Origin of the sequence: Nitrosomonas communis (assembly GCF_024102715.1) — a bacterium.
Lineage (GTDB): Bacteria > Pseudomonadota > Gammaproteobacteria > Burkholderiales > Nitrosomonadaceae > Nitrosomonas > Nitrosomonas communis_B.
In genome coordinates, this window is the sequence record NZ_JAGFJM010000109.1 from 33,163 (window position 1) to 54,256 (window position 21,094).

Here is a 21,094-nt window from a genome sequence, read left to right on the forward strand (position 1 = left end):
CACTCATTAAACACGTGCGATTTCTGCTTAAACTTCCGCTTAGAATCGCGAATAAAAAATTAGAAAACTGCTACAACAAAAATGTCACGAAACTTCTTGACTAACCTTGTCCATCACTTTAGATTGCATCATTGAACCATAGCCCGATTTTAAAGGAGGAATAAAACTAATATGGATATCGTTTCAGCACTATCAGGATTAATTGATCTGCCATGGTGGGGATATATCGTTGTTACTTTGGTAATTACTCATATCACGATTGCGAGCATCACGATTTACCTGCATCGCCACTCCGCCCACAGAGCATTGGATTTACATCCAATCCCCAGTCATTTCTTTCGTTTCTGGCTATGGTTGACGACCGGGATGGTTACTAAAGAATGGACTGCGATCCATCGTAAGCATCACGCAAAATGTGAATCATTGGATGACCCCCACAGTCCCCAGATTTTTGGTATTAAGAAGGTACTGACCGAAGGAGCGGAACTTTACCGGCTGGAGGCAAAGAACAAAGAAACTATGGAAAGATATGGTCACGGTACGCCCGATGATTGGATAGAACGTAATATTTACACAAAATATAGCGCAACGGGCATTGGCCTGATGCTCGTCATTAATTTCGTTCTGTTTGGCCCTATTGGTATTACCATATGGGCGGTTCAAATGCTGTGGACACCTATCTTCGCTGCGGGTGTTATCAATGGTATTGGCCACTACTGGGGATACCGCAATTTTCAAGCAGAAGATGCCAGCCGCAATGTCTCGCCATGGGGTATTCTGATCGGAGGGGAGGAATTACACAACAACCATCACGCCTACCCTACCTCAGCCAGACTATCCAATAAGTGGTATGAATTTGATATTGGCTGGATGTACATCCGCATTCTAGAGATGATGGGCTTGGCGACCGTCAAAAAAATTGCACCTAAACTCAATATCAACAAAACCAAAACCGAATGTGATTTCGACACACTGCAGGCAGTAATTGCCCATCGTTATGAAGTGCTAGCGCGATATACGCAGTCACTCAAAGCAATGCTCAAGAAGGAAGTGGCCCATTTACGCGAAGTGGCTGCCCATCAAGGGATAGACGGCAATATGCTAAAACGTTGGATACTGGCAGATGCGAAAACATTACGAGAAGAAGAGCGCATCAAACTGAATCTGGTTTTAAGTAAAGCCAAAAACCTTGATAAGGTTTATACAATGCGCGAAGAACTTGCTGCCATCTGGCAGCGTTCAGCGGCGTCTAAAGATGAACTGGTCAAACAGCTTGAGGACTGGTGTCATCGTGCAGAAGAGAGCGGAATTGAAGTACTGGAAAAATTCTCACGCCGGTTACGTTGCTATGCGTAATTAACTTATTAATAACCGGGTAGAGACTTTAAAATTATACCTTGTTCTTTGCTCGGTTATGCCTTATACCTTTATAAGCAATCACCACGTCAAACTCAACTCATTGCTGACTTTATATCAAAATAACATCGTACTGTTCTTGTGTATAAGAGGCTTCTACCTGCAGACTGATTTGTTTCTCAATAAAGTCGGCGAGTTGCGCAAGACTTTGTGACTCCTCATCCAAAAACAAATCGATAACCTGCTGCGAAGCAAGAATACGGAACTCATGAGCATCAAATTGCCGGGATTCTCGCAATAGCTCACGTAAGATTTCGTAACAGATCGTTTGGGCTGTCCGGATTTGCCCACGTCCCTGACAAGTTGGACAGGGTTCACATAGCGTGTGCGCAAGACTCTCGCGCGTCCGCTTTCGCGTCATTTCTACCAACCCCAAGGTGGAAAATCCACTGACAGTCATACGCATTCTGTCTTTCATTAAGGCTTTGTTAAATTCTGCCAAAACAGCATTTCTATGCTCTTCATCCTCCATGTCGATAAAGTCGATGATGATGATACCCCCCAAATTTCGCAGGCGGAGCTGCCGTGCTATGACTTGTGCTGCCTCCAGATTTGTTTTAAATATAGTGTCATCAAAATTACGCACCCCAATAAACCCACCCGTATTAACGTCCATGGTAGTCAATGCTTCGGTCTGATCAATAATGACATAGCCACCTGATTTGAGATTAACCCGCCGCGCGAGTGATCTTTCAATTTCCTCTTCGACACCATATAAATCAAAGAGAGGACGCTCCCCAGTATAATGATTGATTCTGCTGGCAACATTGCTCATATAGTTTTGAGCAAAAGCAATCAGCTTCAGGAAAGTTTCTCGTGAATCCACCAAGATACGGTGCGTATCATCGTCAACAAAATCGCGCAATACACGATGACTCAGATCCAGATCTTGATAAAGCAAAGTAGGCGCACTCACCGTTAGTGATCTATTCTGAATATCGTGCCAAAGCTTATGCAGATACTCTATATCGGCATGCAGATCTGACTCACTTGCCGCCTCAGCCATCGTCCGGATGATGTAACCCCCTTTTGTATCAGATGGAAGAATCTGCTGTAATTTCTCGCGCAACAATTCACGTTCAAGATTATCTTCGATACGCTGGGAAACACCAATATGAGACTCTTGTGGCAAATAGACAAGCATGCGGCCAGCAATACTGATCTGGGTAGAAAGCCTCGCTCCCTTGGTGCCAATTGCGTCTTTGATCACCTGAACGAGTATATTGCCCCCCTCATGCAACAATCTTTCGATCGGTCTATCCTGCGCACCACTTGAGCTCAACTCCTTGATATCTCCCACATGGAGGAATGCAGCCCGCTCCATGCCTATGTCAATAAAAGCTGATTGCATACCTGGTAATACACGACTTACACGGCCGTTGTAAATATTACCAACAATTCCCCGGCTGCTTGTCCGCTCTATGTGTAATTCCTGTACGACACCTTGCTCAATAACAGCAACACGCGTTTCCTGTGGTGTGACATTAACAAGAATCTCGTTACTCATTTAGGCAGATAGCACAATCTTTCTTTCAGATCTCAAGGAAATATCTTTATCCCGGACTCTTCCAATAACTGGGCTGTCTCAAACAAAGGCAACCCCACGACCCCACTGTAACTCCCAAGAATCTCAATAATGAAGGCGGCCGCCATGCCTTGAATTGCGTAAGCACCTGCTTTATCAAAAACCTCACCGCTTGCAATAGTAGCTTGAATCTCACGCTTACCAATATCACGAAACCGTACTGTTGTGATTGATAAACGATGTTTGATATTACCATGCAAATTTAAGGCGATAGCAGTTAGCACCTGATGCGTTCTGCCTGAAAGTGCTGACAGCATCTTCTCAGCGTGAGTAGCATCCCTGGGTTTCCCGAAAATACATCCATCCAATGCAACAATCGTATCAGCAGCTAAGACTGGAAATAGTGGTAATTTGCGCTGGATCAAACGCGTCCACCCTGCCTCCGCCTTCGCGTGAGTAATACGGTAAACATAATCAGTCGGAGATTCGTCTGGCAAGGGAGTCTCATCAACATCAACAGGGCGGGATACGGTTTCCCGCATGAGCAGCACACTATGTCTTACTCCAATCTGTTTCAGCAACTCTCTTCTACGGGAACTACGAGAAGCTAGATATATATAATTTTCAGCAAGCGTCATGATGCCTTGAATCAGTGAGGTGAGTGTTTATTCCAATTTAATTTTTCAATAACTTTCTTCTCGGCAGTAAAGCTGTTACCACTTATTAGTAATCTACCGCAAAAGTTATACACGGTGATAAGGATGTTGTCTGATAATGGATAATGCGCGATAAAGTTGTTCTGCTAATAAGACACGCGCTAAACCATGCGGAAGCGTCAGTCTGGAAAGTGCCAGCATTTCATTGGCCATACTCTTGATATCACGATGCAATCCATCTGCACCACCAATAATGAAGGCAACATCTCTCCCATTTCTCATCCAGTCAACCAATGACTCTGCCAATTTAGCTGTAGTGAATTGTTTACCCTGTTCATCCATGGCTGCAATGTAACAAGCCGATGGTAGTGCAGCCTGGATACGCTCGCTCTCATTAAATAACAATTGCTCGGTTTGCTTGGAGCCCCGTTTCTCTGGTTTAATTTCGATCAAATGAATGGGAATTTCTCTTGGCATGCGCTGTGCATATTCCATAAAGCCGGCAACGACCCAGTCTGGCATTTTATTTCCTACAGCCAGGATATAGAGTTTCATTCCTCAAATTGCCCCTATTACATCAAGGAATTTTTTTCCTTGATTGCACTGGATTCTGCCCACAGCGATTCCAAATCATAGTATTCACGGATAGCTGGCTGCATAATATGCACGATCACATCGCCCAAGTCTACCAGTAACCATTCTCCCGCTTGCTCACCTTCAATACCATATACTTTACCTCCTGCAGCCTTGACTTTTTCCTGCACATGATGGGCTAACGCTTTGGTCTGACGCGTTGAGCTGGCACTGGCGATAATCATGTAATCAAATAATGATGTAATTTTCCCTGCCTCCAGTACCAGAATATCTTGAGCCTTCAAATCTTCCAGCGCAGCGGTAGCTATTCTCAACAGCTCGTCTGTTTTCATTTTTCCTCGTGGTAAACATGATGTATGCCAATATAATTCAATACAGTATCAGGAAGCAGATAACGTGCACTCTTTTTCGCAGCAATACAAGCTCTAATTGTTGTTGCTGAAATATCCAATAGTGTTGTCATGGCGGTAAAAATATGCCCGGATTGAGTAGACCTTAACATCTCCACATCGTGTGTCCAGCGTCCTAAGCATTCATTCTTTAATTCTGGTGGTAAAATTGCTTGATTCACTACAGAAGCATGGCCTGGTCGGTTAACGATCACAAAATGAGTTAACTCAAACAATTCACGCCAGAGATACCAACTGGATAGCTTCATGAATGCGTCTATTCCTATGATAAAACAGAATGCCGTCTTCTTCCCTATGAATTCATCTCTTAGCTCACGCAGAGATTCCACACTATAACTTTCTCCAGAACGCCTGATTTCTCGATCATCTAGCCGGAATCTTCCATTGTCATGAATGGCTTCTTGCAGCATTGCCATACGGTGATGCTGCGAAGCAACAGGCTTATTGCGCAAGCGTGGACAGCCAGCAGGAAGAAAACGTACTTCATCTAGCCGTAAAATTTCAACGAGTTCTTCTGCAACCCTTAAATGCCCAAAATGGATCGGATCAAACGTTCCTCCATAAATTCCAATCAGGGGAAAAGGTATCATAAGACATTAATTAATAATGGAAAAAATATTGAGAAATATTCTCTGCTAGCAGAATAATGGGAATCCTATTGTCAGGGCAGGAATTATCAAAACAAAGCAAGGCGCATATCCGCTAATATACTCGCCAGATGTGACGTAAAACGGGCAGCCGATGCGCCATCGATCACTCTGTGATCATAAGATAATGACAAAGGAACAATCAAACGAGGAATGAACTCTCCATTACGATACACTGGTTTCAGACTAGCCCGCGAAACTCCCAAGATAGCAACCTCGGGCGCGTTGATAATAGGTGTAAAAGCTGTGCCACCAATTCCCCCCAGACTCGAAATAGTAAAACTTGCGCCCTGCATATCAGCCGGTTTTAATTTACCTTCGCGCGCAAGTGAAGAGAGCCTTCCTAGCTCATCTGCTATCGTAATGACACCTTTTTGATCGGCATCACGAATAACAGGCACTACCAGACCATTGGGTGTATCTACTGCAAATCCAAGATGGTAATAGCGCTTGAGAACTAGATAAGATTCTTCATTACTACTATCCAGTGAAGCATTAAACTCGGGGTATTTTTTCAATGCTGCCGTGGTGGCTTTCATCAGAAAAGCCAGGATTGTTAATTTGACGCCATTCTCCTGTTGGCTTTCATTATATTCTTTCCTGAGCGCCTCCAGATCGGTAATATCAGCCTCGTCAAACTGCGTCACATGTGGAATCATGACCCAATTACGATGCAAATTAGCGCCAGAAATTTGCTTGATCCGCGTTAACGACTTTAATTCAACTGGCCCAAATTTTGCAAAATCGACATGAGGCCACGGCAATAAATCAAGTACACCACCACCTAAGCCTGCACTTTGTAATTTCGTTAGTTCTCGTTTAACAAAAGCTTGGATATCTTCTTTGAGTATGCGCTGCTTCGGGCCACTACCCACGATTTTGCTCAAATCCACACCTAATTCTCGCGCAAAACGTCTTACAGACGGACTGGCATGAGGTTTTACCCCGGTAACATGAATCGGCTGACTCGCTGCTGCAAGCTGTACAGATGACTGTAGCTGCCCGCCTTGCGGTGATTCCTGATCAGTGGCAGCAACTGTAACTGCTGTGTCCTGCTTCGTCGGGCTCACGGTACTGTTGCCGCGCGTCGTCTCTTCTGTCGTGGAAAGCTGAGTAGGCTTAGCAGCATCGTCAGTCTGTTCGGCAGAAATTTCCATGATAAGGATGTCAGAGCCTTCAGACACCTTGTCACCTACTTTGACGCTAATTTCCTTGACGGTACCTGAGTAAGGTGAAGGAACCTCAATCGTAGCTTTATCTGATTCCAACGTGATAAGCGAATCCTCTACCTTGAGAACATCACCCACATTGACGAGTATTTCTATGACTGGCACATCCTTGAAGTCACCAATATCAGGAACCTGTACCTTTTTGATTGCACTCACACGCTTTCCTCAATTGATATTCAATCTATTTATCAGCCACAAAGCTGACTATTTCTTATATGTACTCAATATTTACTCGCTGCCTATTGCTTAACGGGATCTGGCTTGTCCGGATCGATCCCGAATGCCTTGATTGCCTGCGCAATCTGTTTTGCCGGAATTTTACCTTCTTCTGATAAGACTTTAAGCGCCGCAACCGTAATGTAATAACGATCCACTTCAAAAAAATGCCTGAGCTTTTCGCGTGTATCTGAGCGTCCAAAGCCATCCGTACCCAGCGCACAATAGCGTTTTGGAATGAACGCACGTATCTGATCTGCATAGATCTTCATGTAATCAGTAGCAGCTACTACAGGTCCCTCGCGATCTTTGAAACAGCTTTCAACATACGATAATTTAGCGGGCTCAGTCGGATGTAACATATTCCAGCGCGCAATGCTCAGCGCCTCACGTCGTAATTCCGTAAAGCTGGTGACGCTCCAGATGTCTGCGATAACACCATACTCCTTTTGCAAAATGTCTGCCGCTGCAATAACTTCACGTAATATGGTGCCTGAACCAAGCAACTGTATACGCGCCCCTTTACTACGCTTATTGCCTTCTTTAAGCAAATAGATGCCTTTCAATATCCCTTGCTCTGTGCCTTGAGGAAGATCAGGATGAGCATAATTTTCATTCATCACTGTAATGTAGTAGAACACGTCTTCCTGTTCCTGATACATGCGACGCAAGCCATCCTGGATGATTACCGCTAACTCATAGGCATAAGTTGGATCATAGGATATGCAGTTAGGTATGGTAGAAGCAGCAAGATGACTATGACCATCTTCATGCTGTAACCCTTCGCCATTCAGCGTGGTTCGTCCAGCCGTACCACCCAGCAGAAAACCACGGCAGCGCATATCGCCCGCAGCCCAAATAAGATCGCCCACACGCTGAAAGCCAAACATGGAATAAAAAATGAAAAAAGGAATCATCTGCACGTGGTGCGTGCTATATGCGGTTGCGGCTGCAATCCAGGAAGACAAAGCCCCTGCTTCGTTGATACCTTCCTGTAGGATCTGGCCATGTTTATCTTCTTTGTAAAACATTAGCTGATCAGCATCCTCGGGGGTATAAAGCTGCCCTACTGACGACCAGATACCGAGTTGACGGAACATGCCTTCCATACCAAACGTTCGCGATTCATCAGCGACGATAGGTACGATATGTTTACCGATATTTTTATCCTTGGTCAGGACATTGAGAATACGCACAAATGCCATGGTGGTGGAAGACTCCCGCCCTTCGCCACTGCTTTTCAGCAAAGCCTCGAACGCTGTCAATGGTGGAATTTGCAACGCCGCAGCCTTACGCCGGCGATGATGCAAAAAACCTCCTAATGCCTCACGCTGCGTCTGCATGTAAGCAAGCTCAGGAGAATCCTTATCAAATTTGAGATAAGGAATCTCATCTATTTTATCATCCGGCACCGGTAAACCATATCGATCGCGAAAAGCCTTAAGTGAGGTAGTGCCCATTTTCTTCTGCTGGTGGGTAATGTTCTGTGCCTCACCGGATTCACCCATTCCATATCCCTTGACAGTCTTGGCAAGGATCACGGTAGGCTGTCCCTGATGTTTGACTGCGGCAGCATAGGCTGCATAAACCTTGTGCGGATCATGCCCACCCCGGTTTAGTCGCCAAATATCATCGTCTGACATATTGGCAACCATTTCAAGCAGCTCAGGGTATTTGCCAAAAAAGTGCTTTCTGACATATGCACCGTCTCGAGCCCTGAAAGTTTGATACTCTCCATCCACGCACTCCATCATGCGCTGCTGGAGAAGTCCCTTGGTATCTTTTGCCAGTAGTGGATCCCAGTAAGAACCCCAGATCACTTTGATGACATTCCAGCCAGCTCCTCTAAACGTCGCCTCCAATTCCTGCACGATCTTACCGTTGCCTCTGACAGGCCCATCAAGTCGCTGAAGGTTACAGTTCACCACAAAAATCAAGTTGTCCAGATTTTCCCGTGAAGCCAGTGAAATTGCACCCAATGACTCAGGTTCGTCCATTTCACCATCGCCCGTGAAAACCCAGACTTTACGCCCCTCGGTATGAGCTAACTTACGACTGCCCAGGTATTTCATAAAGCGCGCCTGATAAATCGCCATTAGTGGCCCCAACCCCATCGATACGGTTGGGAATTGCCAGAAATCCGGCATCAGCCATGGATGAGGATAAGAAGATAGGCCTTTTCCACCTATTTCCTGACGAAAATTATCAAGCTGCTCCTCAGTCAACACTCCCAGCAGAAATGCATAAGCATAAATTCCTGGAGATGAATGTCCCTGGACATAAACGAGATCCCCCCCTTTCTGCTCACTTGCCGCTTGCCAGAAATGATTGTAACCAACATCATATAAGGTCGCTGCTGATGCAAAACTAGCAATATGCCCCCCTACATTGGTATTCCGATTGGCACGCGCAACCATCGCCATAGCATTCCAGCGCACATAGGAACGAATACGATGCTCTATTGCGTGATTACCAGGTGAACGTTCTTCCTTGCCCGAGGGAATCGTATTGATGTAAGCAGTATTAGCACTATAAGGAAGGTATGCGCCGGAACGCCGCGCTTTTTCAACCAATCTCTCCAATAAATAGTGTGCGCGTTCAGTCCCTTCATTGGTAAGCACAGACTCCAATGCATCCAGCCATTCCTGTGTTTCCTGTGGATCAATATCCTGTGAATTCATATTGAATAGCAGCTCCGTATCTCAGTTTGGAAATAATATATGATCAGTTGCAGGCAAAAATTACCTAGCTTTCCGAGCGCGCTCGGCTGCCTCAATGGTATTGCTCATTAACATGGTAATCGTCATAGGTCCAACTCCTCCTGGAACAGGTGTAATATGACCGGCTTTTTCCATAACCGGAAAAAAATCCACATCACCGCATAATGTCCCATCATCCATACGGTTAATCCCAACATCAATCACTGTTGCGCCTGATTTAACCATGCCAGCAGTTATCATGCGCGGCTTCCCCGTAGCCACAACCAGAATATCTGCGCTGCGAGTATATTCAGTCAACTCTCTTGTTTTAGATGTGCAAATGGTAACTGTAGCGCCTTTCTCCAGAAGCATCAATGACATCGGTTTACCCACAATATTACTGCGCCCTACCACGACTGCATGCTGCCCCTCAATCAATATATCTCGCTCCTTTAACATCATCATGACACCATAAGGCGTGCAAGGATAAAATAAAGCATTGCCAGTTGCGAGTGCGCCAACGTTACAAGGGTGAAATCCATCCACGTCTTTCTCAATTGCGATGGAAGCGATGAGCCGGTGACTTTCAAAGTGTGCCGGCAACGGCAGCTGCACTAAAATGCCATGAATCTCAGGATTTACGTTCAATGCATGGATATGCTCAAGCACTGCCTCTTGCGAAGTTTCGCCCGGAAAATTATAAACTTCAGAGCGCATTCCTGATTCTCTACAGGCTTTGGCCTTATTACGTACGTAAATAGCAGAAGCAGGATCATCACCCACTAGAATAACAGCCAAACCAGGTTGCATACCACGCTTCACAAGATTCTCAGCGCGTATTTTCAATTCCGCACGAATTTTACTGGCGATTATATTGCCATTAATAATGTCAGCACTCATTACTTTATAAAAAATAGGCTAAATTGAATACTTGTGTAAAAAAGAAACATTTTCCTTGATCACAATCATTATTGACACAAGAATCATAGCTGCTTTAGTTATGCTGCAGGCGGTATTTTTGAATGTTTACCTTTTTTGAACTTGATACGATAAATCAGTAGGCCAATCAGCGATACTGAAATGACAAAAAGAAACGCTGTCAGTAAACCAAAAGCCAGAATGAACATGTCACTGCTTTGGGGCAAGAAGATTGTGACAAACCATACTCCAGCAAAACCCATCAATAATCCACCAAATAAGATGATTTTTTTCCCTAGATCATAATGTCGCCATAAGCCCCCCGAAACACGAATCTCATCAACATAATGATCAAAAATCTCAGCCAGAGCCTCATCTTCTGCCTTGGACTCATGACCGATTGCTATTGCCAAAGCATCATCCCCATCTTCCAACTTAGACATTCTCTTAAGGAAATCCACTTGCTTCTTTGCCCGTTTAGGCTTGATACCATCCTTAATCATCATCGAACATAGTGCTGAGAATGCTTTCTCACGTGCTGTTTCTGAAGAAACATGTTCTTCATAGAACCGCCACATAACCCCTACCAGGTAAAGCTGAATCGTCATCTCTTTGAATTGAGGAGCAAAATCATAGCCCTTACCTTTGATATGTGCGATCTGCTCATTCAGCACTTCTCTTGTATGCCGAATACAATTATCCAACATTACTGTTTCTTGATCGACCATTGAATCTTCCATGCTTACAACCTTTATTTTTTAAGCAAAATTTATAACGTACCATATTATATACTGGCTAGCGAGCACTAAAAGCCAGAAAATACCAGATAGGCATTCAAAATAATCACTGCCGCCTATCAGGTTATACCATTAAAACTGTAAACTTAGCTTGTTCCTTCCTCGTTATAATAATGCCTTATTTAATCGATTTTTTTATCATGACAGCATCAACTCAATGTAATTTTAAATCTCACCTTTCCCAGTTACTGCTTCTAGCTTCCCAAAAGATTCTTTCTCAGGATTACAACATCAGCATTGAATTGGCGCGCCCCAAGCAAACTAATCATGGTGATTACTCAAGCAACCTGGCGATGCAATTAGCCAGGCATTTACATAAAAATCCGCGTGAAATTGCAGCTACACTTATTGATGCATTACCTCAATCGCCTTATCTGGAAAGAGCTGAAGTTGCAGGCAATGGATTCATCAATCTATTTCTGAAGGTTACAGCAAAACAGCAATTTTTATCCAGTGTGTTACAGCAGGGTGATAAATTTGGCCATAGTAAGGCGGGGGAAGGAAAAAAGATTCAGATTGAGTTTGTTTCCGCGAATCCAACCGGCCCGCTGCATGTTGGACATGGCCGTGGCGCAGCTTATGGTGCCAGCCTCGCAAACATTATGGCGGCTAACGGTTACGCTGTCACTCGAGAGTATTATGTTAACGATGCAGGCAGGCAAATGGATATATTAGCGCTTTCTACCTGGTTACGTTACCTCGAGCAATGCGGGCATATCTTTCCATTCCCGGATAATGCTTATCAGGGTAAATACGTAACCGATATGGCCAAGCTAATTCATAGCGCGCATGGTAACCGCTATGTTCACCAATCCGATTTAATATTAAAAGAACTCTCTCAAATTGAAACAGCACTTGAAGCTGATGAACGCCTAGACCAGTTGATCGCTATCGCAAAAAAAACGTTAGGCGAAGATTATGCTTATATCCACAACTTTGCTCTTACTGAACAACTAGGCGATTGTCGTAATGATTTAATGGAATTCGGCGTAGAATTTGATACTTGGTTCTCGGAGCAATCACTGTTTGAAAGCGGCATGGTAGCTCGGGTTATTCAATTACTTGATGAAAAAAATGCTTTATATAGGCAAGATGGTGCTACTTGGTTCCGCTCCACCTATTTTGGAGATGAAAAAGATCGTGTAGTGCAACGAGAAAACGGGCAATATACTTATTTTGCTTCTGATATAGCCTATCATCTCAATAAATTCGAACGTAAGTTCGCACACATTATCAATGTGTGGGGTGCAGACCACCACGGCTATATTACACGAGTAAAAGGCGCAATCCATGCATTAGCGCTTGATCCCGACATACTTGAAATTGCCCTTGTCCAGTTCGCCGTGCTCTACCGTAATGGTAAAAAAGCTTCCATGTCCACCCGTTCTGGAGAATTTGTTTCATTACGGGAATTACGTCAAGAAGTCGGCAATGATGCAGCACGGTTCTTTTATGTATTGCGAAAAAGTGATCAGCATTTGGATTTTGACCTGGACCTTGCAAAATCACAATCTAATGATAATCCGGTATATTATATACAGTATGCCCATGCACGCATTTGTAGCGTGCTCGCTCAATGGGGCGAAGATGAAACCATACTCGCTAATGCCGCTGCTGATTTATTAACCAGCCAGGCAGAATTGATGCTCCTACAAAAAATAATTGACTATCCCGATATCCTAGAAGCGGCAGCAAATGATCGTTCTCCTCATTTGCTTGCCTTCTATCTCAAAGACTTAGCGGGCGAATTCCATAGTTATTATAATTCGACTCGTTTTATCGTGCCAGAACACTCAGTAAGATTAGCACGACTCACTTTGATTGCAGCTATCAGGCAAGTGCTGGCAAATGGATTAAAATTATTAGGCGTAACCGCTCCCAGCAAAATGTAACCAAAAAGGAATTTTCATGAGCAGAGACTACAAATCCAAGAGTAAGGTAACCGCAAGGAGCAGTGGTTCACTTATTCTAGGGCTCTTTATCGGATATGCGCTTGGTATAGTGAGCGCAATTGGCGTATGGGCATTTATCAATCAGGCTCCAAGCCCATTTATCACTGAAGAAAAATCAGTCAAACATAAGCCTGACGAAAGCATTACCCAAAAATCACAGAATAATAACACTACCAAAGAAATTGATCAGGCAAGCGCAAATAGACCTCGCTTTGATTTTTACAATATATTGCCAGGTATTGATGAACCCTTGGCCGAAGAATCATTTGCACAAGAAATGAAATCGCCTCCTTCCATAACTAACGACACGAGTGTCGTTAGTGATTATTTTTTACAGATAGGTTCATACAAAAACGCTGCCGAAGCAGAAAGAATGAAAGCAGAATTAGCGTTACTAGGAATGATCGCCTCTGTTCAAACAGCAGAATCTTCTGACAAAGGAACAAGATACAGAGTGCGCATAGGCCCATACTCAAAAGTCGGTGAAGTTGATCAGGTACGCGCTTCATTGCAAGAAAATGGAATAGAAGCTAATTTTGTCAGGGTTCCCAGAAAAACACCATAACATTCCCGATTTGCTACAGCCTGTTACTTGAGAGTAAGTTATTTAACAACTCATGGAAGTGAAAAAATGGAAGTGAATAAACTCTTTAAATTTTTCTTATTGTTCTTTGGCCTTATTCTAGCAAGCATAATACCTGCGCATGCAGAAATCATTGAGGGACGCGATTATATTACTCTCGCAAACCCTCAACCAACCGATGACAAGCAGAGCATTGAGGTCATTGAGTTTTTTTGGTATGGCTGCCCACATTGCAATGAATTACATCCACATATCGATAATTGGCGTAAAAATGCTCCTCAGGATGTAAAATTCCGTTATGTTCCAGCAATTTTCCGCACTAACTGGACTCCTGGAGCAAAAACTTTCTATGCAATGGAAGTGCTGGACATTTTCAACGAGCTTCATGATAAGGTGTATAACGCTATTCATCGTGACAAAATCGATTTATCCAAGGAAGCTTTACTATTTGATTGGATTGAAAAACAAGGAATTCAACGTGAGAAATTTATCAATGCCTACAATTCTTTTTCCGTTCAAAATCAAGTAGCAAGAATCTCACAAATAATGAGGCAATACAAATTAACTGGTGTGCCAGCCTTAGTGGTCGATGGAAAATACCTAACTAGCGGAAAGATGAGCGGTACACCTCGCGATACTGTCCAGATACTGGATGAATTAATTAACAAAGCACGGAAAGAAAAAATTTCCAATTAAAGTGGCCGAAATGCTCGTAAGCACATTTGATGGCATGATAAGGTCAATCTGATTATTTGAAAACCGTAGTTGGATAGGGGGTGGTGTAGCGTATGGCGATCCTGCTGTGAAGCTAGGTGTGATGGAGTCATAGAGCCTCCCCTGCAACGAAGAACAACACAGCACTCACACTCACAACACCATGCGACGCGCTCTGTAGCAATCTCACCATACAGGTGAATGAGAAAATTCCGAAAATTCTCCCGACCTATAGGTCATGACGCTAATTTTCCAATTAAGTGATCCACTACGATCGGCGACAGTTTCTAGGATTATTGAGCTGTCTGGCAAACGCAGCTAATTTTTTACCCGACCAAGCCTCACGATTTCTTGGATATGCCGCAATCCTCGCATGATTTGGGCAAGATGCCGACGATTCCTCGCCTGTAAAATAAAGTGCATAATGGTGTAATCTTTATCACTTTCCATTGTAACATCATCAATATTCGAGCCAGCTCTGGCAATTTCTGCAGCGACCCTGGCAAGTACACCACGTTGGTTTACCACTGTCATGGTAATGCCAATCTCAAAAGTTCTAGTAATATCTTTGCCCCATGCCACATCCAATACATTTTCCGCGCTTCTCTGGATTTTTATAACGGCGGTACAATCATGGGTATGAATCACTAAGCCCTGATCTTTTTTAATCAATCCGACAATCGCATCCCCTGGAATTGGATAGCAGCATCGTGCAAACTGGACTGTCATCCCTTCCGTACCAAGGATCACAACCGGGTTACTTATGCCTTTGACTTCGGATATCGATTCCGCAGGCGCCGCCAAACGCTTTGCAATCACTGCTGGCAGCTGTTTTCCTAAGGCGATATCAGCAAGCAATGCTTTTTTTGTCTTAACCCCGCTGTCTCTGACAAGCCTTTCCCATTGTGCTTCATTAATTGTTTCAGCATTGATACCTAATGACAAAAAAGCCTGATTTAGCAAACGTTCACCGAGTTTTACTGATTCGTCAAACTGAATAGTTCTAAGAAAATAACGAATACTTGAACGCGCCCTTGCAGTAGCAACATAAGAAAGCCAGGCAGGATTAGGGTTCGCATAGGGTGCAGTGACGATTTCTACACGATCACCATTTTTTAATTTAGTACGTAAGGGTATACTTTCACCATTAATTTTAGCTGCAACACAACAGTTACCAACATCTGTATGGATTGCATAAGCAAAATCAACTGCAGTAGACCCTCTTGGCAACTCAAGTATCTTTCCTTGGGGCGTAAACACATAAACTTCGCCAGGAAATAGATCAACCTTGAGATGTTCCAGAAACTCAATAGAATCAGAAGAGTCGCTTAATGTTTCCAGTAAACTTTTTAGCCACTGATTCGTCTTTAAATGCAATTCATCCACTTCTGCGCCATTATTTTTATAGAGCCAATGTGAAGCAACACCCATTTCAGCAATACGATGCATCTCATAGGTACGAATTTGTATTTCTATTGGCAGTCCATAAGGACCTAGTAATGTATTGTGAAGTGATTGGTAGCCATTGAGTTTAGGAATTGCGATATAGTCCTTAAATTTCCCAGGAATGGGCTTATATAAACTATGTAACGCCCCCAGTGCCACATAACATGAAGGTATATCCTTCACCAGAATACGAAAACCATAAATATCCAGCACTTCTGAGAAGCTTAAGTGCTTCTCAACCATTTTCTTATAAATACTATAAAGATGCTTCTCTCTTCCAGCCACTATTGCATCTAAGCCTGCATCTTCAAGTCGATGTTTGATTGCCTCGAGAATTTTTCCAACCACTTCGCGGCGATTTCCACGTGCAGCCTTTGTCGCTTTCACTAGTACGCGATAACGATTAGGGTAAAAATATCGAAATCCCAGCTCCAGCAATTCTTGGTAAATGCTGTTTAATCCTAGGCGATGAGCGATTGGCGCATAAATCTCCAAGGTTTCCCGTGCGATACGTCGCTGTTTATCAGGGCGCATCACTTCAAGCGTGCGCATATTATGCAAGCGATCAGCTAATTTAATCAGGATGACTCTTACATCCTGCGCCATAGCTAACAACATCTTACGGAAATTCTCAGCCTGAGCGTCGGCGTGCGTCTGAAACTCAATTTTCTCCAATTTGGAAACGCCATCCACCAACTCCGCTACTGATACGCCAAATCTCTCCCCAATTTCTTCCTTAGAAATAGCTGTATCTTCTACCACGTCATGTAATAGCGCAGCAGCAAGCGTGATTACATCTAAATGAAGTTCACAAAGAATACCGGCAACCGCCACGGGATGAGAGATATAAGGCTCGCCCGTTTTACGGAACTGACCAGAATGCGCACCCTGACTGAAAAAAAAGGCATTCTTGAGTAAAGTCAAATCTTCTGGTTTGAAATATTTTGTTACTTCAGAAAATAACGACTCAGTTTCAGAAGTAATCTTCGGAGAATCTGACAATGCAAGCTCTGACATAAGAGTTTCCTTATTTTTCGCTGTGCTAATACAACTTTCCTCCACAACTAGTGAATAAGATTTTTGTAACTTCAACCGCGATGCTGAAATTACAAGTATTTCTGATCAAAAGATCCTATAAATCAGCACCAAATCCAGCTACCGTTAAATTTATAGTAATTTTCGTATTGTGCAAGATAAGAAAAGCAAAGTTAATAAAAATTCAAATAAGAAATTTGATAATACTCCGTATTTCATTCAATCCATTACTTAGCAAAAGATAAATTTTGTTCACAATTTTTTTAATATAATTGTTTGATTCTTTGCTAAAGATCTTCTCAACGTATAGTATTAAGAATATCAAGAGTTACTTTTCCCTTAGCTAATTCACGTAATGCAATAACTGTAGGTTTATCTCGAGCGACATCTATCATCGGAGCAGAGCCAATTGCTATCTGCCTTGCTCGCGTAGTCGCTGCCAGTGTCATATCAAAGCGATTGGGAATAATTTTCAAACAATCATCAACTGTAATACGAGCCATAATTATACCCTTCCTATTTCCTTTAAAAAACTTCACAAAAAAATACTGTTTAGCTAAACTGCGCTACCAGGGCATACTGCTTGGCAAGCTGCCGCATTATTTTTAGACGTTCTGCGCGGATGATACAACAAATATCTTGAAGCGCTTCTTCCAGTTCATTATTGATCACAACGTAGTCAAATTTACTCACCTGACTTACCTCTTCACGAGCTGCTTTCAAACGGCGTGCAATTATTTCTGGATCATCCTGCCCCCGTTGTTTCAAACGAGCTTCTAACGATGCCAGAGAAGGAGGCAGGATAAAAATGCTTACTGCCTGTGGAAAAGCCTGGCGTACTTGTTGAGCTCCCTGACAATCAATTTCCATCAAAACATCTTGACCTGAAGCCATGGTTTCTGTAACCCAATGTTGCGAAGTGCCATATAAATTCCCGTAAACTTCCGCACTTTCAAGAAATTCTCCTTGTTTCAGCATTTGTTGAAAAATTTCCCGACTTACAAAAAAATAATCTTGACCGTTTACTTCATTAGCACGTGGTTGACGGGTAGTATGGGAGATAGACAGACTCAAATTAACGTTGGTTTGAAGTAAAGCTTTAATCAAGCTGGTCTTGCCAGCTCCTGAAGGTGCACTGATTATAAATAAGCTACTCATTTTGCGATTATATTGGATCTCCATTGCAGTTTGAGAAGAAAATTTCCATTTTATATAAATGAGTATTTAATATTCCCACAAAGCGATTTCAATGTAGCCCATGTTTCTCAAAATAGCGTTGATGCTCCTCTTCAGCAGGATAAAATTTAGTAGCAGGCAAAATCTCAGTTACAATCGGATCCCGCCAATGTCCGCTTTGCTGCAATGCGTCACGCGATAGCTTTGCGGCAACTTCCTGCTGCGGTGAGTAAAAGAATATGACCGAGCGGTATTGAGAACCAATATCTGGCCCCTGACGATTAAAGGTAGTAGGATTATGGCAATTCCAGAAAGCATCTAACAATCTTTCCAAGGAAATCAAAGAAGGATCATATTCTACCAGCACAACTTCTGCGTGACCCGTCTGATCTGAGCATACATCCCGGTAAGTAGGATAGCTAGTATGACCACCAGCGTAACCACATGTGACATTGCATACACCAGGAACACCACGGAAAGTAGCTTCAACGCCCCAGAAACAGCCTGCCCCAAAGATAATTTTCTCTATTGTCATAATCTAATACGTTGCTTCGATAAAGCTATCAATAAATGCTCTTCCTTTCAGGATAAAACAACAGCAGCTCATCACTACAAAATAAAAGGCCGATGCGCTTTTATTACGCATCGGCCTCTCTCCATCACCTGTATTACTTAAGCGTCAGAATAAACTCTGCTAGGACTTTAGCATCCGCGTCGCTAACTTTTACATTCGGTGGCATTGGAATGGTTCCCCATACTCCATTACTACCATTTTTTATTTTTCCTGCCAGCATATCGGCTGCACCCTCTTGGCCTGCATATTTTGCAGCGATATCTTTAAGTGAAGGTCCTACCAATTTGGTGTCAACCTGATGGCAATTTAAACAACCGCTGCTTTTTGCCAAGTCTGCATTTGCTTGAACGCTACCAACCCACAATACAGCAGATGCTGCCATTACTCCTAACAAAAATTTTCTCATCATATTTTTTTCCTTATTTTGAATTATAAAGGGAATTACATTCTACCCTTAACTTCGCAGACTTGCAGCAATTCCTGTAAATCGGTGATTTCTGGCAAACATTTCTCACCTGCGCAAACCCAAGCATTGACATCTTGATCTACGGGTAAGGCTTTATTCAGACTTTGCGGTAATCCGGTTAGTTCCATCGGTAACGCCAGAACTATCGTATTCGGCGCACAAAATGTTAATGTCCGTCGCCACTCTGTCAGTGCAGCTGTTTTCCCACGTAAAACAACAGTTTGCCGTGGCACAAGCCATTCTTTTAACGCAATCAGTAAACTACAATAGGAACTTGGGTGTTGCCGCATTTCAGCGTAAAACAATTTAAGTGTGTGTTCCGCCGACTGCAAATAACGGTATTCCCCGAGCAAATGGCCAAGCCGCTGGAGCGCTATCGCAGCTACACCATTACCTGACGGAATCGCATTATCCTGACCTGCCTTGGGTCGATAAATAAGCTTTTCATGATCATAGCTCGTAAAAAAGAATCCACCTAATTGCTTATCTTCAAACTGATCCAGCAATACCTCTGCCAATGCGATCGCAAAATCCAGATCGGATTGACGAAATTCAACTTGCATCAGCTCTATCAGACCATCTAGCAAAAATGCATAATCATCAAGATAGGCGTTGAGGCGCGCCTTGCCATCCTTGTAGGTAACCAAGAGCCGATTGTTTTTCCAGAGCGCAGTATGGATAAAATCTACCGCTTGCATCGCCGAATGCACCCATTCTCTGCGCTCAAAAATCATGCCTGCCCGCGCCATGCCCTTGATCATCAATCCATTCCAGCTAGTCAGGATTTTTTCGTCACGACCAGGACGAACACGCTGTTCACGCCTATTGAAAAGTTTACACCGCGCTGAGTCAATCCGTTGCTGTACTTCCTCTTCGCTAATACCCAGATCGTTAGCTATCGCTGTCGCAGATTGATTAATTTCAAGATGCCAGTGCTTGTTCTCAAAATTGGGGGGACGCGAAAGACCAAAGTAAGGAGCGATCACAGCAAAATCATCGGTTGACAGAATTTGCGCAATCTCATCTTTATCCCAAAGATAAAATTTTCCTTCTTCATGTTCCGAGTCTGCATCCAGTGTCGAGAAATAGCCTCCTTCCTGATACGCAGACTGCATTTCCCGCATCACCCAGCTAGCCGTCTCTTGCACAATTCGTTTGAACAAAGGGTTACGTGCTGCAAGCCAGGCATCCGAGTAACGCTGTAACAGAAGACCATTGTCGTAAAGCATCTTTTCAAAATGGGGAATATGCCAATACTGATCGGTGCTGTACCGGTAAAATCCTCCCCCTAGCTGATCATAAATACCCCCCATAGCCATTTTCTCTAGGGTATAAGTCGTCATGTGCATGGCTTGCGTATCACCGTCAGAAAAATAACAGCGCAAACAGAATTCGAGCTCTGCTGGATGAATAAATTTCGGCGCAGAACCAAATCCGCCATACTCTCGATCAAAATACCCTAGAAGCTGGGTAATTGCCTGATCAATGAGATGAGGGGAAAATGCAGGAATGTGAGTGCCTGAAGCAGGTATTGTCTCCGCAAGCATTTTCACGAGCGCGCTGTTTTGCTGCTCAATATCGTCTCTACGCGTATGATACAGTTCGGCAATCTTCGGCAATAGTTCAAGAAAACCAGGTATACCATGATGAGACTCTTTAGGAAAATAAGTACCTCCAAAAAATGGCTTCTGGTCTGGTGTCAGAAAGAGAGTCAGTGGCCAGCCACCATGACGATGGTTAAGCATATAATGGGCTGTCTGATATATCTGATCAAGATCAGGACGCTCCTCTCGATCCACTTTGATATTGACAAAGTGTTCATTCATCACTGCCGCCACTTCCTTGTCTTCGAATGACTCTTGCGCCATGGCATGACACCAGTGGCATGCAGAGTAACCAATAGATAGCAGGATAGGTTTATCCTGCTTGCGCGCCAGGGCGAGCGCTTCTTCTCCCCAAGGATACCACTCTACCGGATTATCTGCATGTTGCAAAAGATAGGGACTTGTCTCACCCGCCAGATAATTGGACATGACGTTAT

Annotated in this window: 19 protein-coding genes; 4 read left to right on the forward strand and 15 right to left on the reverse strand. The window is 43.5% G+C overall.

Annotated elements, in window-relative coordinates; translation table 11 throughout:
* Window positions 1-171 precede the first annotated feature (171 nt).
* Window positions 172-1,356, forward strand: a complete 1,185-nt coding sequence (locus J5I83_RS10730; RefSeq protein ID WP_304055871.1) for a fatty acid desaturase — start codon at window positions 172-174, stop codon at window positions 1,354-1,356.
* 112 nt (window positions 1,357-1,468) lie between these two features.
* Here J5I83_RS10730 and rng read toward each other — a convergent pair whose 3' ends face one another.
* The 9 genes from rng to J5I83_RS10775 all read right to left on the reverse strand — a co-directional run bounded on the left by rng (window position 1,469) and on the right by J5I83_RS10775 (window position 11,050).
* Window positions 1,469-2,923, reverse strand: coding sequence for a ribonuclease G (rng, locus tag J5I83_RS10735; protein WP_304055874.1), 1,455 nt, complete (start codon window positions 2,921-2,923; stop codon window positions 1,469-1,471).
* A gap of 32 nt (window positions 2,924-2,955) precedes the next feature.
* Window positions 2,956-3,579 carry a Maf family protein gene (locus J5I83_RS10740; protein ID WP_304055875.1) on the reverse strand — a complete coding sequence of 208 codons (624 nt, stop codon included), beginning with the start codon at window positions 3,577-3,579 and terminating at the stop codon, window positions 2,956-2,958.
* Window positions 3,580-3,684: 105 nt separating this feature from the next.
* A complete protein-coding gene (gene rlmH / locus J5I83_RS10745; RefSeq protein ID WP_304055877.1) occupies window positions 3,685-4,152 on the reverse strand; it encodes a 23S rRNA (pseudouridine(1915)-N(3))-methyltransferase RlmH in 468 nt (155 codons plus the stop codon).
* Between the two features lie 17 nt (window positions 4,153-4,169).
* A complete protein-coding gene (gene rsfS / locus J5I83_RS10750; protein WP_304055879.1) occupies window positions 4,170-4,523 on the reverse strand; it encodes a ribosome silencing factor in 354 nt (117 codons plus the stop codon).
* Window positions 4,520-5,191, reverse strand: a complete 672-nt coding sequence (gene nadD / locus J5I83_RS10755) for a nicotinate-nucleotide adenylyltransferase (RefSeq protein ID WP_304055880.1) — start codon at window positions 5,189-5,191, stop codon at window positions 4,520-4,522. The genes rsfS and nadD overlap by 4 nt, the downstream gene beginning before the upstream one ends.
* Window positions 5,192-5,277: 86 nt before the next feature.
* Entirely contained in the window at window positions 5,278-6,633 is a 1,356-nt protein-coding gene (gene aceF / locus J5I83_RS10760; protein WP_304055883.1) for a dihydrolipoyllysine-residue acetyltransferase, read from the reverse strand.
* An 83-nt stretch (window positions 6,634-6,716) separates the two neighbouring features.
* Complete coding sequence (aceE, locus tag J5I83_RS10765; protein WP_304055886.1) at window positions 6,717-9,374, reverse strand: pyruvate dehydrogenase (acetyl-transferring), homodimeric type; 2,658 nt, start codon at window positions 9,372-9,374, stop codon at window positions 6,717-6,719.
* Window positions 9,375-9,434: 60 nt separating this feature from the next.
* Window positions 9,435-10,292: a bifunctional methylenetetrahydrofolate dehydrogenase/methenyltetrahydrofolate cyclohydrolase FolD gene (folD, locus tag J5I83_RS10770; protein ID WP_304055889.1), complete on the reverse strand. Its 858-nt coding sequence runs from the start codon at window positions 10,290-10,292 to the stop codon at window positions 9,435-9,437.
* A 98-nt stretch (window positions 10,293-10,390) separates the two neighbouring features.
* Window positions 10,391-11,050, reverse strand: coding sequence for a hypothetical protein (locus J5I83_RS10775; RefSeq protein ID WP_304055892.1), 660 nt, complete (start codon window positions 11,048-11,050; stop codon window positions 10,391-10,393).
* Window positions 11,051-11,247: 197 nt separating this feature from the next.
* Between J5I83_RS10775 and argS the strand changes: the two genes are divergently transcribed.
* The 3 genes from argS to J5I83_RS10790 all read left to right on the forward strand — a co-directional run bounded on the left by argS (window position 11,248) and on the right by J5I83_RS10790 (window position 14,338).
* Window positions 11,248-12,999: an arginine--tRNA ligase gene (gene argS, locus J5I83_RS10780; RefSeq protein ID WP_304055894.1), complete on the forward strand. Its 1,752-nt coding sequence runs from the start codon at window positions 11,248-11,250 to the stop codon at window positions 12,997-12,999.
* 16 nt (window positions 13,000-13,015) lie between these two features.
* Window positions 13,016-13,624 carry an SPOR domain-containing protein gene (locus J5I83_RS10785; protein WP_304055896.1) on the forward strand — a complete coding sequence of 203 codons (609 nt, stop codon included), beginning with the start codon at window positions 13,016-13,018 and terminating at the stop codon, window positions 13,622-13,624.
* Window positions 13,625-13,690: 66 nt separating this feature from the next.
* Window positions 13,691-14,338: a thiol:disulfide interchange protein DsbA/DsbL gene (locus J5I83_RS10790; protein ID WP_304055898.1), complete on the forward strand. Its 648-nt coding sequence runs from the start codon at window positions 13,691-13,693 to the stop codon at window positions 14,336-14,338.
* A gap of 336 nt (window positions 14,339-14,674) precedes the next feature.
* Here J5I83_RS10790 and J5I83_RS10795 read toward each other — a convergent pair whose 3' ends face one another.
* From J5I83_RS10795 to J5I83_RS10820, 6 genes are all read right to left on the reverse strand, one after another.
* On the reverse strand, window positions 14,675-16,819 hold the full coding sequence (locus tag J5I83_RS10795; protein ID WP_304055901.1) for a bifunctional (p)ppGpp synthetase/guanosine-3',5'-bis(diphosphate) 3'-pyrophosphohydrolase: 2,145 nt from the start codon (window positions 16,817-16,819) through the stop codon (window positions 14,675-14,677).
* Window positions 16,820-17,136: 317 nt separating this feature from the next.
* Window positions 17,137-17,340 carry a DNA-directed RNA polymerase subunit omega gene (rpoZ, locus tag J5I83_RS10800; RefSeq protein WP_304055903.1) on the reverse strand — a complete coding sequence of 68 codons (204 nt, stop codon included), beginning with the start codon at window positions 17,338-17,340 and terminating at the stop codon, window positions 17,137-17,139.
* Window positions 17,341-17,389: 49 nt separating this feature from the next.
* Window positions 17,390-17,995: a guanylate kinase gene (gene gmk / locus J5I83_RS10805; RefSeq protein WP_304055905.1), complete on the reverse strand. Its 606-nt coding sequence runs from the start codon at window positions 17,993-17,995 to the stop codon at window positions 17,390-17,392.
* An 88-nt stretch (window positions 17,996-18,083) separates the two neighbouring features.
* Window positions 18,084-18,548, reverse strand: a complete 465-nt coding sequence (gene msrA / locus J5I83_RS10810) for a peptide-methionine (S)-S-oxide reductase MsrA (protein WP_304055908.1) — start codon at window positions 18,546-18,548, stop codon at window positions 18,084-18,086.
* A 133-nt stretch (window positions 18,549-18,681) separates the two neighbouring features.
* A complete protein-coding gene (locus J5I83_RS10815; protein WP_304055940.1) occupies window positions 18,682-18,993 on the reverse strand; it encodes a c-type cytochrome in 312 nt (103 codons plus the stop codon).
* A 35-nt stretch (window positions 18,994-19,028) separates the two neighbouring features.
* Window positions 19,029-21,086 carry a thioredoxin domain-containing protein gene (locus J5I83_RS10820; RefSeq protein WP_304055911.1) on the reverse strand — a complete coding sequence of 686 codons (2,058 nt, stop codon included), beginning with the start codon at window positions 21,084-21,086 and terminating at the stop codon, window positions 19,029-19,031.
* Window positions 21,087-21,094 lie beyond the last annotated feature (8 nt).